This window comes from Nostoc mirabile CHAB5784 (genome assembly GCF_020829645.1).
Lineage (GTDB): Bacteria > Cyanobacteriota > Cyanobacteriia > Cyanobacteriales > Nostocaceae > Nostoc > Nostoc mirabile.
The window spans coordinates 88,176-104,192 of record NZ_JAIVFS010000005.1 but is presented as its reverse complement, the minus strand read 5'-3'; the positions used below and the strand labels follow the sequence as shown (position 1 = coordinate 104,192).

Sequence of the window (16,017 nt, the reverse complement as noted above, 5' to 3'; positions counted from 1 at the left end):
CTTATCGGCATGGATTGGAAAGAAGTCAGAGGCAACTGGGTAATCATTCCCCGAAATCCCATAGGTATCATCCATTTTTTAGGAGGTGCATTTGTCGCCACTGCACCGCACATCACTTATCGCTGGTTACTCGAACAATTGGCAAGTAAAGGTTATGTTGTAATTGCTACGCCTTTCGTTAACACCTTGGATCATACTGCGATCGCAAAATCTGTGCTGCTAAACTTTGACCGTACCCTCGAACGTCTACAAGATTCTGGGGCATTACGCAAGCTTTACTACCCCATCTACGGCATTGGGCACAGTATGGGCTGTAAACTTCACTTGCTGATTGGTAGCCTCTTTAAAGTAGAACGCGCAGGCAATATTTTAATATCCTTCAACAACTACGCCGCTAAAGAAGCTATCCCCTTAGTAGAACAATTCAATTCTACTTTGAAAATCGAGTTTACCCCCTCACCATTGGAAACCAACCAGCTTGTCCAAGAGCGTTACGACATCAGGCGCAATTTATTAATAAAATTTAGCAATGATACCATTGACCAATCCGCAGCTTTAACCAAAATCTTACAACAACGCTTTGATGAGATGGTGACAACACAAACGTTACCAGGAACTCATACAACACCTCTAGGTCAAGACATTAAATGGCAAACTGGAACATCTTTCACCCCCTTTGATGCCTTAGGGCAATGGTTCAAACAAGAAGCATACCGCGACTTGAACCAGCTAAAAAATACCATCCTCTTGTGGGTGAACCCTCTTGCACCCCCATAATGTTTTATGACTATTAAAAATTCATCAATTCGACGGCAAAATAGAAATGAGTTAGTAGGATCTCTTTATTAGAACTACTAACTCATTAGCCCAGATCCTATTTTATTATCTATTTTTACAAAGAAAGGCAGGGGGCAGAAGGCAGGAGGCTCAGTTGGAAGAAAACACTCATTTGCTGGGTTATTGCCCAGTCAAAAAAAAGAATTGCATCGATAGCGCAGCGTAAAGCCAACTCTTAGAGAGGCTCCGCCAACGGCATGGCAACGCTATGAGCGAGTCATCCAGCGTCGCAGAAAGTGCCGTAAGATACAAAGTGCCCAGGCGAGTGTCTCCGCCTCCGCTCCTTGTTACAATCCTATGTTTTTAAACATGGGTTCCTCCTGCCTACTAAAAGCAATTTATTAATTAGTATTTACTACATTTTTTATGTTTCAAATATTAGTAATTGATGATGATTATTCAATAAAAATACTTCTGAAAAGGATGTTGGAAAAACAGGGTTATGAGGTAGTGACTGCCAGTAGCGGTGAGGAAGGGATAGAAAAAGCAGTGGCTTACCGTCCAGCACTAATTATTTGTGATTGGATCATGCCAGGGTTAACTGGTTTGGAAGTCTGCCACCACATTAAGAAAGATCCCAAATTTTCCACCACATTCTTTATTTTATTAACATCTTTAGATTCGGTTGCCGATTGTGTTAAAGGTCTAGATGCTGGTGCTGATGATTTTATTTCTAAACCTATCGAGCATAATGAATTACAAGCACGGGTAAGAGCGGGATTACGTCTGCATCAGTTGAGTAGAGATTTGCAGGCTCAAAAGTTGCTTTTAGAATCAGAAATGTCAGAAGCCGCAGAATATGTGCGATCGCTCCTGCCTCTTCCCATGACTGAACCCTTCAATATAAATTTCCGATTCATTCCCTCGCGGCAACTCGGCGGTGACTGCTTCGACTACTATTGGCTTGATGACGATTGTCTGGCAATTTACTTACTCGATACCGCCGGACATGGACTCAAAGCTACTCTTCCCTCTGTTTCAGTGCTAAATCTGCTGCGTTCCCGTGCGCTCAAAAGCCTAAATTATTATCAACCTAGCGATGTGTTGAAGGCTTTGAATGATACCTTTCAGATGAATTATCAAAATGACAAATACTTTACGATTTGGTATGGAGTTTACAACCGAACCAACGGCCAGTTAATTTATGCTAGTGCAGGTCATCCACCATCTGTTTTAGTAACTGGCACATCTCCAAGAAAGTCTGAAGTTCAACTCTTGAAAACCCCCGGTATGCCAGTTGGGATGTTTCCAGAAGCAAAATATGTTGATGGGTTTTACAATATTGAAAAATTCAGTACCCTTTACATTTTTAGTGATGGTGCTTATGAAATCACTAAATCAGATGGCACACTTTGGAGTTTGGATGCTTTTATTCAGCTATTAGTTAGCTTACAAAATCCGGTTGATTGCCAACTCGATCAGGTACTGAGTTATTTAATCGCTCTGAACTCCAAAGATGCTTTTGATGATGATTTATCTATCTTGCAAATTAAGTTTGATTAATTAAGTCTTTGAGACTAAAACTTGGTTAAATGCGTCTTGGCTAGGAAATATTTCAAACACTTTATCCATATTAGTCAGTTCAAATAATATCCGGACTTGCTCATTAATTGAGCATAGAACAAGCTTACTATCCGCTGCCCGCAAGGTTTTAAAAGCTAACACTAAAGCTCCCAAACCGGAACTATCCATAAATGTTACATCTTGAAAATCAACTAACACAATTTTTGTACCCAATTTTAAACTTTCAGTAATATTTTGTCGAAAATCTTGTGAAGTTGTAGCGTTTAAATTCCCGGTGAGCTTAATAATTTTCACTTGTTCTATCATAATTATGTCATGCTGATTTTTGTAAATGATGCTCTGATTTTGCTATTATATACCCATCATAGAAAATTTAAAAAGGCTTACAAAAAAATAATACTTTACTGCTGAATATTTATTGATAAGTAATACCAGAATAAGGGAAGATAAACTATAAATATTTTTATTTGATTATTTATCAAAAACTAATCTTTATTTAACTAAATATTGCCTGATTACTAGCAAATGACCAAGTAAAAGGAAACGAAATACATCTTATGTTTGGAGTCCAATATTGAACTACAAGCAAAATTTCTAGCTTTTCGGATAATTTGCCAAAAATTTTTTAAAACCTGAAATTTGTCCAATAAACATTATCAAAATAGTCGTCATTGCTGGGTAAAAACTTTTAATATCAATATAATGGTAATTTGCATTTTCATTTATTTATGTCCGATTACTTACATAATTGCAATAATTCCTATCTAGATTAAGAATCTCTACCAAAAAAATTTGCTTTCAGCAGCGCCAGGGTCAGCCCCAACTCTTGGAGACGCTATTCCCGTTCGCCTGTGTAGTAGCGAATTATATTCGCCTAATACTTTTCAAACAACCTCTAAGATACGGCATTCCTCCGTGAAGTTAGAGAAAGACGAAAATTTGCCTTCTAACTCTCTCTAAGAGGACTTACTTTAGCTCGATAAAGCAGCTTCTCACCTTGAAGGTAGCCAGTGTAGCGCACCTTGACTATTTCTCCAGGTTGTGCAGTTGCCTCCATTAATTGGTGCAGTTGGGGGTCATAAGGTAATTCTGCTCCTACGGGTGCGATCGCTTCCACTCCCCACGCCTGTAAAAGCTTTTCTAGAGGTTTTTGCACCAATGGTACTATTTTGACTGCTGCTAGCTGGGGATTTTCCTGCGCTTTCTGTGCTGCTGTTGGCCATTGCAATAATAAAGACTCCAGCAGTTGCAAACTTGACTGCTGGAGTTCTTGTAGTAATATCTCTCGCTGTTGTTCTATTTGTTGCTGCGATCGCTGGTACTCTTTTCTTAAATCTGCAATTTCTTCTAATAATTCCTGAGTAGGCGCTGCTTTCTCTGGTAACAACTCTACGGTTGAAAAAGTTGCGATTAATTCATTCAATGAAATTTGTAGCACTGGCGACAGCTTAAGCAGTATATCTACCCGCATCTGCTCAAGCTTTCCTTGGCGTAACCGCAAAAGCTGACGCTCTGAGACGCCAGCAGCGCGACTCAGCGCTTTGAAACTAGGAATCCCCGCCTGTTGCATTAAATCTTGCAACTTTTGGGAATTGGGCATTGAGAATTGGGAATTGGGCATTGGTATTGGGAATTGGGTATTGGGAATTGGGGATTGGGCACTTGTACTGAGCGACTTGTGCCGAGCGAACGCGAATAGCGTCTCCAAGAGTTGCCGAGGTAAGCCGAAGTATTGGGCATTGATTATTCTCTTATGCTCCCCCTGCCTCCCCTGCTCCCTACTCCCCATTCCCCATTCCCCAATACTATTCTTCCAGTAAACTTCTCAACATCCAAGCTGTCTTTTCGTGTACTTGCATCCGTTGAGTTAATAAATCGGCGGTAGGTTCGTCGTTAACTTCCTCTACCACGGGGAAAATAGAGCGTGCAGTTCGGACTACGGCTTCTTGTCCTTCCACTAGTAAACCGATCATTTCCACAGCTTTAGGAACGCCGGGAGTTTCTGGAATCGAACTCAGTTTGGCATATTCGCTGTAGGTTCCTGGCGCAGGATAGCCAAGCGCTCTAATCCTCTCGGCAATTAAATCAACTGCTAAAGCTAATTCTGTATACTGGGTCTCAAACATCAAATGCAATGTTTGGAACATCGGCCCCGTTACATTCCAATGGAAGTTATGAGTTTTCAGATAAAGTGTATAAGTGTCAGCCAACAGGCGAGATAAACCCTCGGCAATTTTAGCCCTACTCGCCTCGTCAATGCCTATATTTACATTTTTGACTGTTACTTTCGATGACATAATTTTCTCCTAATTAGGTTATATGTAATTGGGGATTGGGAATTGGGCATGGGGCATTGGAGAAGAGGAGGCAGGAGTTCTTCAATTTTGAATTTTGTTAGCGTAGCGTAAAGCCTTCTCTTCTTAGGCTGCGCCAACGGCATGGCAACGCTATGAGCGAGTCCGCGTACCCCTGCGGGGAAGCAAGCTAGCAAGAGCGTCTCGTAGAGAGCGTCATTTTGAATTTTGAATTGATTTCTCCCCACTCCCATTCTCTATGCCAAGTGCATCTTTAAAACGCTGCGGGGTGCTTTACGGACTCTGGCTAAAACGGTTTGTTTGCCTAAACGCTGGCAAGCCTCATACCGATGGCAACCAGAAAAGCCATAATATTGTCCATCTACTTCTAGGACATCTATAGGTTCTTGCTGCCCAATTTCCGCAATCGATTCCATTAAGGCTTGCACTTTATTTGGATCGTTTGCACGGGGTAAGGGCCGTTTTATCTGATTTAATGGAATTTCTTGGACTCTAACCATAAGGAGTTTATCCAACTAGTTCTGTTTTGTGTCTCTAAATAAATCATAGTCATTATGACTACGTTTTGCAACTACTTTGGGCAAAACTGCTAATGGTATCATTGGAGCACTCATGCGACAAAAAAACCGCACTACAAAGCAATTAAAAAATCAGCTCCAACACTGCATTAAGGGGCAGAAGACGCTCTCTATGAGACGCTGCACTTCGACAAAGCTCAGTGACCACGCAACGAACGATTACTCGCGATCGCAACTCTTAGAGACGCTGCGTGTAGCTTGCTTAAGAGTAGGGGTACGTTATCAGATAGCCATGAAATTTTCGCTTTGGCGTTTTTCCCACACTCTACTGGCCACATTTTGTCTATTGGGACTAACTGCTGCATCAGGGCCTGAAAGTAACATCCAGGGTATGGAACTGAAAATTGGGATTGTGCAGCGATTTGGCTCACAACCCACAGCCAAGCTGCAACTAGAACCCACAAAAGGCGATCGCTTAAAGCTAAAATTTCTTACGGGCAACAAGCAGCAAACCCTGGTTACCAAGAACCCTGTGAAGCTGGAAACAGTCATGCAGGCTTTACCCCAGCCAGCAGTCGAAGAAGTGATAGTTTTAGGCACATACCGCACCTTTGAAACTGCAGAAGACAGTGCTAATAAATGGCGTTCTCAAGGAATGGAAGTGGAAATAGCCCAGCCAGAACGTTGGCAGGTTTGGGCAAAACGAGATGTTTATAGCACTCCTTTACTGCGACGCTTGCTATTGCAAAACATCCAAGCTTCTACCAAAGAAAAAGTATATCTTGATACTAAGATTTTAAAACAAGTGCCGCGAGTTAGTTGGGTGGTGGATGGTAACCGCTATAGCCCGAATGATTTGGAAATTAGCACTGAGAAAAACTTGATTCGGGTGAATAAAAGCGAAAAACAAGAGTTTGCTCGTCTTTATGCCGGACGACTGAATTTGCAGCCTAATGCTTATGGCACATACACTCTAGTTAACCAAGTACCTTTAGAAACTTATTTGCGTGGGGTTGTGCCTTATGAAATAGGCACAAATGCACCAACAGCAGCGCTGGAAGCCCAAGCAATTCTCGCTCGGACTTATGCTTTAAGAAATTTACGCAGGTTTGCCGCAGATAACTATCAGTTGTGTGCTGATACTCACTGCCAAGTTTATTATGGGCTGAATGGAGCGGCGGCCAAAACAGACCGAGCGATCGCCTCAACCAGGGGTAAGGTAGTAACCTATAAAAACGAACTAGTAGACGCCCTTTATTCTTCCACGACTGGCGGCGTTACTGCCTCCTTCAGCGATGTCTGGAATGGCGATGATCGTCCCTATCTGCGCCCTGTACTGGATGCCGCGACTAATTTTTGGAACTTATCTAAGCAGAGTTTAGCAGATGAAAAGAACTTCCAAAAATTTATTAATACGCAACAAGGATTTAATGAAAGCAAGTGGGATATGTTTCGTTGGCACAAGGAAACCTCTTTAGAGGATATTACCAAGGACTTGCAGAAATTTTTGCAGGTAAAAAACAGTCCCTATGCCAAATTTAAGACAATTCAGGCTATGGCAGTAGTGAAGCGAAGCCAGAGTGGGCGTATCCTTGAACTTGCCGTTAAAACTGATAACAGCACCTTTGTTCTCCACAAAGACGAAGTTCGTAGTGCCTTTGCTGCTCCTAGAAGTACGCTATTTTACATAGAACCTTTAAACAAAGGAAAATCCGAACTGTGGGGATACGCCTTTATTGGTGGTGGATTAGGACATGGAGTCGGCTTGAGTCAAACTGGCGCTCAAAATTTAGCTAAATTAGGTTGGTCGAGTCAGAAAATTCTGCAATTTTACTATCCTGGTACTCAGATTCAGATTTTCAGCAAAGAGACTAAACTTTAAGCTAATCGGAAAATTCCATACTTAAAAAATCAAGCAGGAACACAGTAAATTTTGTGTTCCTGCTCAACACTAAATTAGGCTTTTTGTCAAAGTCGCTTTATAGACACGGCATTGAAAGGGCGTTGACAATAGATGCGATGCTTCTATTGTTTCAACATCACTAACTCTTGCAAGAGGTTTATTGTTGAGGGGCCTAACTCTTAGTAGAGTTCTTCTTCTTTGTGAGTTTGGATTGTCAGATCAGAAGTTGGGTAAGCGACACAGGTCAGTACATATCCAGCTTCTATTTGATCGTCATCTAAGAATGACTGGTCACTCTGATCAACAGTACCCGATACGAGTTTACCTGCACAGGTCGAGCAAGCACCAGCGCGGCAAGAGTAAGGCAGGTCAATACCTTGTTCTTCAGCAGCGTCTAGAATATATTCATCATCAGGAACTTCAATTGTTGTGTTAAGTCCTTCAGCCTCGTTGACTAGTGTCACTTTATAGGTTGGCATTGACTAATCCTCTCTTTTGCAAACGGTAGTATAAGTTATGTTTAGGCAAAGGTCACGGCTGTTCTGTGGGATTAGCCGTTGGTTCAAATTTGCTTCAATTCTGATACTACGAGAAAAATTAAACTATGTAACTGGAAATTGAACCCGATTAGTAATGAAATTTAGTTGCTTAATCCTGATAAGTTTTATTTATATTATTTCCTGCCCTAGTCAGGCTGTAATTAGAAAAAGTTATCTGAATCGATAAGAAATATGAATAGGATTAATGCCACTTGTATTTTGTAGGACTTACGCAGAAGAAATCCCCACTTCCCTTAAAAAGTAGGGCTGTTTCATTCGATCAGGTAGAGATTTTCTCAATTAGGACTTACGCAAAAAGTTCTAAAAAGCTTAATTGATCGAACCGCCATCTCTACGAGAGGCTTCCCAATACGGTTCGGATAAGACTCGATCCCCCCAACCCACGCCAGTCGCTCCACTTGGGGAGACCCCAAGACCGCGCTGGCTCCCCTTAAAAAAGGCTTGCTCAGAATGGCTCTATTTCCCCCAATTTATCGGGGGACTAAGGGGGATCTTTAAGGACTATGCACCTTAACCGAACCGTATTGAGAGGCTTCCGCCAACGCGCAGCGTCTCGTAGAGAAAAATCGTAGAGTTTGCGTAAGTCCTATCAATATCATGAGCAAGAAATAAGCATTGAGTTGGTAATTAAAAAAATACCGTAGCAACTCCGTAAATTTAAGTGTGTTGGCGTAGCCTCTGGTAGAAAAGCCTTGCTGTATCCCTACTCTTAAGCAAGCTACGCATAGCAAAGGCGCAACAGAAGGCGATGGCTGCGCCAACGTCTTCATTCTTTTGTAGTTATAGTTTTGAAAACCCGCCCTAGTACCAATGTTGTAGAGTCTAGACTGGTGAAGTTATTCGATTTTCCATGAAGAGAGAATCTCACCACTAGAAGCGTGAAAGAATCAAAAACAGAACTAGTGAGGATCATGTATAATTCAGAAGCAGCTTTGGAAAAAGCAAAAGTGCGTGTAGGTTTGGTGGGTACTGGGTATGCGGCAAAGTTTAGAACTGAGGCATTGCTCCATAATGAGGGAATGCGATCGCAGTTAATCGCAGCTGTTGGTCATACCGCAGAAACAACAGAAACCTTTGCCAAACAATACCAGATTGAAGCGTTGAGTTCTTGGCAAAAGCTAGTAGAGCGTGAAGATATAGACCTGGTGGTGATTTCTACTATCAATCGAGATCATGGTGTGATCGCTCGTGCAGCACTTACCAACGGCAAACATGTAATTGTAGAGTATCCTCTTTCGTTGGATGTAGTCGAAGCTGAAGAACTGATTGCCTTAGCCAAAGCACAACAAAAACTCCTGCACGTTGAACATCTGGAACTTTTGGGTGGTTTGCATCAAGCTTTGAAGCAAAACTTAGCCAAAATTGGTGAAGTGTTTTATGTTCGCTACAGCACCATCAATCCCCAGAATCCTGCACCCCGCAAATGGACTTATAACCATGAGCTTTTCGGCTTCCCTTTAATTGGTGCGCTGTCCCGCTTACATCGTCTCACCGATTTATTTGGTAAAGTATTGACTGTTAACTGTCACCAGCGATATTGGGAAATAGAACCAGAATATTACCAAACTTGTTTTTGCATTAGTCAACTGTACTTTACTAGCGGACTTTTAGCCCAAGTAGTCTATGGTAAAGGCGAAACTATTTGGCAATCAGAACGCAAGTTTGAAGTTCACGGTGAAAAAGGTGGTTTAATTTTTGATGGTGACACAGGAATGTTCATCCAGCCAGGGGAAACAACACCTATAGAGGTTGGCCCTCGCCGGGGTTTGTTCGCCAAAGACACGAGTATGGTGTTAGACCATCTTTTTGATGGCACTCCTTTGTACGTTACCCCAGAAGAGAGCTTGTATACCCTAAAGGTTGCTGATGCTGCACAAAGAGCTGCACAGACAGGGTTAACTATTTTTATGAAAGATACTTTAGATAAAAGTTAATGAAAACCGAACTAATTGTTATTTTATCGCAACGAGAATTAGACAAAATGCGTCAAGCTGGGCGTTTAGCTGCTAAACTTCTCCAGCATCTCGAACCGTTTGTGAAGCCAGGGGTTAGCACTCTTGAACTGAATGATGAAGCCGAACGCTGGACGCAAGCGCATGGAGCAAAAAGCGCACCCCTTGGTTATAAGGGCTATCCTAAGTCAATTTGCACTAGTGTAAATGAGGTAATTTGTCACGGCATTCCCAATGCCAAGCAAATTCTCAAGGATGGTGACATTATTAATATTGATGTAACGCCGATTGTTGAAGGTTATCACGGCGATACATCCAAGACATTCTTTGTCGGTACTCCTTCCCCAAAAACGAGAAAGCTGGTAGAGGTGACAGAAGAGTGTTTGCGCTTGGGTATTGCTGAAGTTAAACCTGGGGCACGTATTGGAGACATTGGTGCAGCTATTCAAGAGTATGCTGAAGGACAAGGCTTTTCTGTAGTGCGAGATTTCGTTGGACACGGCATCAGTAACATTTTTCACACTGCGCCGGATGTTCCCCATTATGGCACACGGGGTAAGGGTAAGCGCCTCAGACCAGGGATGGTTTTTACTATTGAGCCAATGATTAACGAAGGTACTTACGAAGTCGAGGTTCTGGGCGATAAATGGACTGCGGTAACGCGCGATCGCAAGCTTTCTGCTCAATGTGAGCATACCTTAGCTGTAACGGAAGATGGCGTTGAAATTCTCACCTTACCTGAAGGCGAGAATTACTAAACTGGTAGGGCTATTTCATTCTCATCTAGCCCGCCTCAGAATGAATTCTGAGGCTAATAGCAAAAGTTCACTAAAGTGGACTAAGAAAGGCTTTTAGTCCACTTTAGTGGACTTGGACTATTAGCGCGGAACTTCAGTTCTGGGCGGTTTATGTCTAGAACGAAATAGCCCTGCTAAACTGGTAGATTTTTCTACTACTTGATTAACATAATGGTTGAAACTCTTGCTGCCGAAAACTTCACACTTGAGCAACTAATATTGCTCTATGGATTAGAGTTAGTTGATTCGGAAGAATTCTTTCGAGAGTGGCAAGATGACCTACCAGAAGTGACAAACTTAAGAATTGCAGCTATTGGATCAAATAAAGGCAGGTTACATAAATTTACGAAACTATCCGCCTTTATTAGAAAATACAGTTAACACGATTGTTTTATCGCCACTGCTATTCATTGGCAAGTTTTATTTACCTCCTTTTCACCTCAAATTAGAGAAATCTATCGAGATTGAAACACCAGACAAGCAAACTATCATCAAAGGACGAATTGAGTTCTTACTTCTAAATCAAAAATTCTGGGTAACAGTTATTGAGTCTAAACAGGTTGCTTATTCAGTAGAAGCAGGACTTGACCAAATTCTGGCATATATGCTGGCTGCTCCTCAGTCACAAGATGTAGTATTTGGCATGATTACTTCTGGTGGCAGTTTTATGTTCATTAAACTGCTCAAAGGATCTCCTCCTCGCTATGCCACTTCGGATATTTTTGATGTCCGTAATCGTGGTAATGAGTTATATAATGTACTCCAGATTTTGAAGCGTATTAGTCAATTGACTTTTGCTTGATTGATTAGAATTAATTAAGAAGTTGTTTGAAAAGTCCTCTTCTGGGTAGCTAAACGTTTTAGATCCCCCTAAATCCCCCGATAAATTGGGGGACTTTGATTCCGGTTCCCCCCTTTTTAAGGGGGGTTAGGGGGGATCAATAAGTGCCTAAAATCACAGCCAAACACTTTTCAAACATCCTCTAAGAGCAGCAATATCTGCTCTAGTTCTGAACCTAGAAGGACAAATCTTGATGGTTTCAGCCACTATTAATATAAGCAATCTTAGCTCTGAGGCATTCGTTGCTGGCTATCTGGATGATGTACGCTACGAGTTAATTGACGGAGAACTAATCGACTTAAAATCTACTGGACTTCATGAACAAGTAGCAGGGTTAATTAATCGTAAACTCAATCTAGCAATTGATCTGCTCAACTTGCCTTGGTTTATTCCCATGAAATGCCTGATTAAACCATTAGGTCAAAATTCAGCTTTTAGACCTGATGTTGTGATTCTTGATCAGACGGCTTTGGCGAATGAGCCATTATGGAAAACTGAGCCAGTGATTACACTAGGCAAATCTGTGAAATTGGTCGTGGAGGTCGTTAGTACGAATTGGCAGAATGACTATGCCCGGAAAGTGGAAGACTACGAAGCTTTAGGGATTGGGGAGTATTGGATCGCAGATTATTTAGGGCTAGGAGGCAAACGCTACATTGGGTTATCCAAACAACCTGCGATCGCAATTTATCAGTTAGTCGATGGAATTTATCAAGGACAACAATTTAGGGGAACAGAACGCCTCATATCCCAAACATTTCCAGACCTGAATTTGACCGCAGAACAGATATTTGTTGCAGGTCGCTATAGTTAGGATTGGGGAATACGTGGCGCTCTCTGGGGAGAAGTATTTGAACTACTTAATAATTCGTCAGTGGCGGTTATGTTGGAAAAGCGCAAAAACGATATAACATGACTCTTGGCACTATTTTGATGTCAACATCATCAATAAATCCAGTGCTTCTTAAATCTTCAGAGTTAATAGCAAAGACCTGTTCAAATCGGGTGTAGTTCTGTTATCTCTTCGCACTCGTTATTTTTCCACCTTATTTTCTCGGTGTTGCTGAATGAAAGTGTGAAACTCCAGGATATGACGACAACGATACCCTCTTTGGCCTTGGTGGCAACGATACCCTCATAGGGGGTGGTTGCACTGATATTCTCTATGGAGGCGATGGCAACGATGTTTTCCAGTTCGACTCAGTTTCAGATAGTCAACCTGGTTTGTTACGGGATATTATCAAAGATTTTGTTGGAAACGGTAACTTACCAGGAGATCGAATCGATCTATCTCGCATAGACGCTAACACCAATATAACGGGCGACCAAGCCTTCACTTACATAGGAAGTGGCGCATTCACCGCACCCGGCCAGATCCGTTATTCAGGAGATATTCTCCAAGGTAATACTGATAGTAATCTATCGGCTAATTTCGAGATTCAGCTTGAAGGATCATCACTACTAGTGGCAAGCGATATTATCGTTTAATAGACTTCTTGCAAAAGTCCTTAATACCCCACCCCCAACCCCTCCCCTTGGTAAGGGGAGGGGAGCGTTTGCGTTAGAAATACTAACTGTAGGTTGGGTTAAGCGGAGCGAAACCCAACGTTTCCGCGCTTGTTGGGTTTCGTTCCTCAACCCAACCTACAAAAAATTAAATTTCGACCCTTTTTTAGGGTGACGTGTACTAAGTTCCTATATTGAATTCGGGCAGTCGTTGATTGAATTCGGACAGTCGTTTATTGAATTCGGGCAGTCGTTTATTGAATTCGGGCAGTCGTTTATTGAATTCGGGCGGTCGTTTATTGAATTTGGGTAGTCGTTTATTGAATTCGGGCAGTCGTTTATTGAATTCGGACAGTCGTTTATTGAATTCGGGCAGTCGTTTATTGAATTCGGACAGTCGTTTATTGAATTCGGACAGTCGTTGATTGAATTCGGGCAGTCGTTGATTGAATTTAGGCAACCCCCAAGAATTTACATAAAGCCATTTAATATATTTGTAATCCTAATCAACATTTATTGCATGATAAAGTAAAACATATATGGAGGTAAGATTATGACCCAAGCGTTGCCCAAATTACTAACCTTTAATGAATTTATCGAATGGTATCCCAACGATGGAAAACGCTATGAGTTGCACAAAGGAGTAATTATTGAAATGCCGCCTCCAACCGGAACACATGAAAAAGTTATTGCATTTTTGTCGCGGAAATTAACTGTGGAGTTCGATCGTCTCAATTTACCCTACGGAATTCCCAAAACTGCATTGGTCAAAACTCCTTCTGCCGAATCCGCTTATTCGCCTGATGTGTTGCTGCTAAATCTTGATAATCTCGACAATGAACCGCTTTTTCAAAAACAGTCAACAGTAAGCCAAGCAGCATCGGTTCCAATAGTCATCGAAGTTGTTTCAACCAACTGGCGAGATGATTACTACAATAAACTTAGGGATTATGAAGAAATGGGCATTCCCGAATATTGGATTGCTGATTATGCTGCATTGGGTGCAAGAAAGTTCATCGGCAATCCCAAACAACCCACTATTTTTGTATGCGAATTAGTTGATGGTGAATATCAAATGACAGCGTTTCAAGGTAACACCGCGATTTCATCACCTACCTTTCCCCAATTAAATTTAACTGCACAGCAGATTTTTAATGCGGCTAACTAATTTTTTATCTAGTCTTATAATTATCTTCCCAACTTATTAGGAATACCTTCACAACCACCAGGAATAGTACCTCTAGTTTTTTCACCACCCCAAGCGCAACAGTAGTTACGTGTAGACTCAGACATGCGCTGTACATTGGTGAAATCGGCATTTTCCACCACAGCGCCAGTGTGTTCGCCGGTTTGATAATTTGGTGGTTGAGTGCGACTACGGGGTGATGCTTTATCCACTACACCGTAAAATAGGCGAATCCCGTTGATGTCGGCACCACTGAGATTAGCACTATATAAAATAGTGCGGGAAAGGTTGGCTTTTACTAAATCACAATCGGCTAGGTTAGCGCGGACAAGATTAGCTTCGCTGAGATCAGTCCAACGTAAATCAGTACCAGAAAGGTCTGCTGCGGCTAGCGTTACGCCTAAATCGATGACACGCACACCTTCCAGGCGGTCTTCTGCATATCCGCCACTGCCGTCGAGAATGGCTCGACCTAATAGCCGATCGCGTTTTAGGGGTGAGAGCAACTTGGAACGTGAGAGAAAGCGGAGAATTTTCGCTTTACCACTGCCATCTACACTACTTAAAATTGCCGCAGTGCGTCCTTCGGCGATCGCTCTTTCTTGGGGCCAATCTTCTAACAATCCTTCTTGATCTAATACTAAGTCTGAAACGCCTTGGAAATAGGAATCAATTGTCTGCTGCTGGGTGATGATGTTTTGCTGAACTGTCAGCAGGTTTTGCTGAATTGTCAAGTCTTTGGAAATAACATATTGTCGCCACGCCACGTAAACGGCGATGACGGCGATCAGAATTTGCCCCAAAGCGCCAAACCATTCTGCTAGGGTTCCAGCAATGTCCCAGTTAATCTGGCGTCCCCAAACAAGCAAGCGATCGCCCACACCTGTAAACTTGATCAAACCGATGATCGCTACTATTAGTCCCAAAACAGCAACAAACAGGGTGCGTTCTTGGGGTGAAAACCACTCGTATAAGGCTTTTTGCAACCAAGGCAATAATATCGCTAGGGATAACAGCAAAGTTATCAGCGTTCCAATAATGCCGACGATCCAGTTATTGAGGATAACTCCAATGAAGGTGATGGCGATCGCTACGAGGATGAGCAGCAATGCCCTCGGCTTAACTATGAATTGGTTGGTAGTGGGTTGCTGAAAGTCAGAACGGGCAAGTTTTAGAGCAGTTGTATGTTGCGGAGATTGCAAAGATGCGTAGACGCGTAGCGACTTGTCGTTAGACATCGCCGCTAGTGCTTGTTGTGTCGCTAGTGCTTCTGAGCTTAGGTTCTTCTCACTTGCACTCCCGTCAAAGTCATCTGGTTGCAAGTCGTTTTCAGGGACTGGTTCTGGGGTTGGTAGATTAGAGGAATCGGATTCAATTGTCATGTTTTCTATTTTGACCCAGCAGATTCAGAACAACATCTGTTTTATTAGAAATTGCACTAAATGCAGAAACTGTGCTGGCAACATCAGTGGTTCCCGTTAAATCTGAAGTGGTTCCCGTTAAATCTGAAGTGGTTCCCGTTAAATCTGAAGTGGTTCCCGTTAAATCTGAAGTGGTTCCCGTTAAGTCTGAAGTGGTTCCCGTTAAGTCTGAAGTGGTTCCCGTTAAGTCTGAAGTGGTTCCCATTAAGTCTGAAGTGGTTCCCATTAAGTCTGAAGTGGTTCCCGTCACGACTGATATCATGTCCGCTTGATTACTTAACGCCGTGTGCAACTTTTACTCAAACCTAACCCCCCAACCCCCTTCCCTATGAGGGAAGGGGGAAAATTCAAAGCCTCTCTCCTTTTAGGAGAGAGGTTTGGAGAGAGGTCAAAATATTAAGTTGCACATCGCGTTACTTACTAAACCACAAGAACCCCAAAGAACCAAAGCTACGCTTCGTCTCCCCTAAGAGCAAGCCTACGGTGTACACACAAGTCGAATTACCCCCCTTAATGCCCCCGATATTTTGGGGGGAAACAGGAAATTTAGTTCCCTCCCCTTTATAAGGTCCGGGTTAGGGAGGGGTAAAACCTTGGTTAATCAGCTATTTCAGACTTGTGTGTACACCGTAGCCCAAAAAGCTCTTAGGGGTTAGG

The 16,017-nt window shown here is 42.4% G+C and carries 15 protein-coding genes and 1 pseudogene; 9 read left to right on the top strand and 7 right to left on the bottom strand.

Features of this window, described 5'->3' with window-relative positions; genetic code table 11:
- Positions 1-9 precede the first annotated feature (9 nt).
- Both LC653_RS05905 and LC653_RS05900 read left to right on the top strand, forming a co-directional pair.
- Positions 10-777 carry a DUF1350 family protein gene (locus tag LC653_RS05905; protein ID WP_229493304.1) on the top strand — a complete coding sequence of 256 codons (768 nt, stop codon included), beginning with the start codon at positions 10-12 and terminating at the stop codon, positions 775-777.
- Positions 778-1,203: 426 nt separating this feature from the next.
- Positions 1,204-2,340 (top strand): PP2C family protein-serine/threonine phosphatase, encoded by a 1,137-nt coding sequence (locus LC653_RS05900; protein WP_229493303.1) that lies wholly within the window; start codon positions 1,204-1,206, stop codon positions 2,338-2,340.
- On the opposite strand, the gene LC653_RS05895 is transcribed toward LC653_RS05900, so the two are convergent.
- From LC653_RS05895 to LC653_RS05880, 4 genes are all read right to left on the bottom strand, one after another.
- On the bottom strand, positions 2,341-2,667 hold the full coding sequence (locus tag LC653_RS05895; RefSeq protein WP_229493302.1) for an STAS domain-containing protein: 327 nt from the start codon (positions 2,665-2,667) through the stop codon (positions 2,341-2,343).
- A 640-nt stretch (positions 2,668-3,307) separates the two neighbouring features.
- A complete protein-coding gene (gene grpE, locus LC653_RS05890) occupies positions 3,308-3,982 on the bottom strand; it encodes a nucleotide exchange factor GrpE (protein ID WP_229493426.1) in 675 nt (224 codons plus the stop codon).
- A 184-nt stretch (positions 3,983-4,166) separates the two neighbouring features.
- Positions 4,167-4,658, bottom strand: coding sequence for a Dps family protein (locus tag LC653_RS05885; RefSeq protein WP_109009651.1), 492 nt, complete (start codon positions 4,656-4,658; stop codon positions 4,167-4,169).
- Positions 4,659-4,912: 254 nt separating this feature from the next.
- Entirely contained in the window at positions 4,913-5,176 is a 264-nt protein-coding gene (locus LC653_RS05880) for a ParB N-terminal domain-containing protein (protein WP_229493301.1), read from the bottom strand.
- A 310-nt stretch (positions 5,177-5,486) separates the two neighbouring features.
- Between LC653_RS05880 and LC653_RS05875 the strand changes: the two genes are divergently transcribed.
- Positions 5,487-7,076: a SpoIID/LytB domain-containing protein gene (locus LC653_RS05875; RefSeq protein WP_229493424.1), complete on the top strand. Its 1,590-nt coding sequence runs from the start codon at positions 5,487-5,489 to the stop codon at positions 7,074-7,076.
- A gap of 200 nt (positions 7,077-7,276) precedes the next feature.
- Here LC653_RS05875 and LC653_RS05870 read toward each other — a convergent pair whose 3' ends face one another.
- Positions 7,277-7,576, bottom strand: a complete 300-nt coding sequence (locus LC653_RS05870; protein ID WP_229493300.1) for a ferredoxin — start codon at positions 7,574-7,576, stop codon at positions 7,277-7,279.
- 992 nt (positions 7,577-8,568) lie between these two features.
- Here LC653_RS05870 and LC653_RS05865 point away from each other — a divergent pair.
- The 6 genes and pseudogenes from LC653_RS05865 to LC653_RS05845 all read left to right on the top strand — a co-directional run bounded on the left by LC653_RS05865 (position 8,569) and on the right by LC653_RS05845 (position 13,921).
- Entirely contained in the window at positions 8,569-9,591 is a 1,023-nt protein-coding gene (locus LC653_RS05865) for a Gfo/Idh/MocA family protein (protein WP_229493299.1), read from the top strand.
- A complete protein-coding gene (gene map, locus LC653_RS05860; protein WP_229493298.1) occupies positions 9,591-10,367 on the top strand; it encodes a type I methionyl aminopeptidase in 777 nt (258 codons plus the stop codon). Before LC653_RS05865 ends, map begins: the two co-directional genes overlap by 1 nt.
- Positions 10,368-10,719: 352 nt before the next feature.
- Positions 10,720-11,208 (top strand): restriction endonuclease subunit R, encoded by a 489-nt coding sequence (locus LC653_RS05855; protein ID WP_308189042.1) that lies wholly within the window; start codon positions 10,720-10,722, stop codon positions 11,206-11,208.
- A gap of 232 nt (positions 11,209-11,440) precedes the next feature.
- Entirely contained in the window at positions 11,441-12,061 is a 621-nt protein-coding gene (locus LC653_RS05850) for a Uma2 family endonuclease (RefSeq protein ID WP_229493297.1), read from the top strand.
- A 284-nt stretch (positions 12,062-12,345) separates the two neighbouring features.
- Positions 12,346-12,735 (top strand): annotated as a pseudogene (locus tag LC653_RS47240) (M10 family metallopeptidase C-terminal domain-containing protein); the annotation flags it as partial.
- Between the two features lie 571 nt (positions 12,736-13,306).
- A complete protein-coding gene (locus LC653_RS05845; RefSeq protein ID WP_229493296.1) occupies positions 13,307-13,921 on the top strand; it encodes a Uma2 family endonuclease in 615 nt (204 codons plus the stop codon).
- A gap of 20 nt (positions 13,922-13,941) precedes the next feature.
- Here the strand turns inward: LC653_RS05845 and LC653_RS05840 are convergent, their stop codons facing one another.
- Positions 13,942-15,321: a pentapeptide repeat-containing protein gene (locus LC653_RS05840; protein WP_229493295.1), complete on the bottom strand. Its 1,380-nt coding sequence runs from the start codon at positions 15,319-15,321 to the stop codon at positions 13,942-13,944.
- Positions 15,311-15,622 (bottom strand): hypothetical protein, encoded by a 312-nt coding sequence (locus LC653_RS05835; protein ID WP_229493294.1) that lies wholly within the window; start codon positions 15,620-15,622, stop codon positions 15,311-15,313. The genes LC653_RS05840 and LC653_RS05835 overlap by 11 nt, the downstream gene beginning before the upstream one ends.
- Positions 15,623-16,017: the final 395 nt, after the last annotated feature.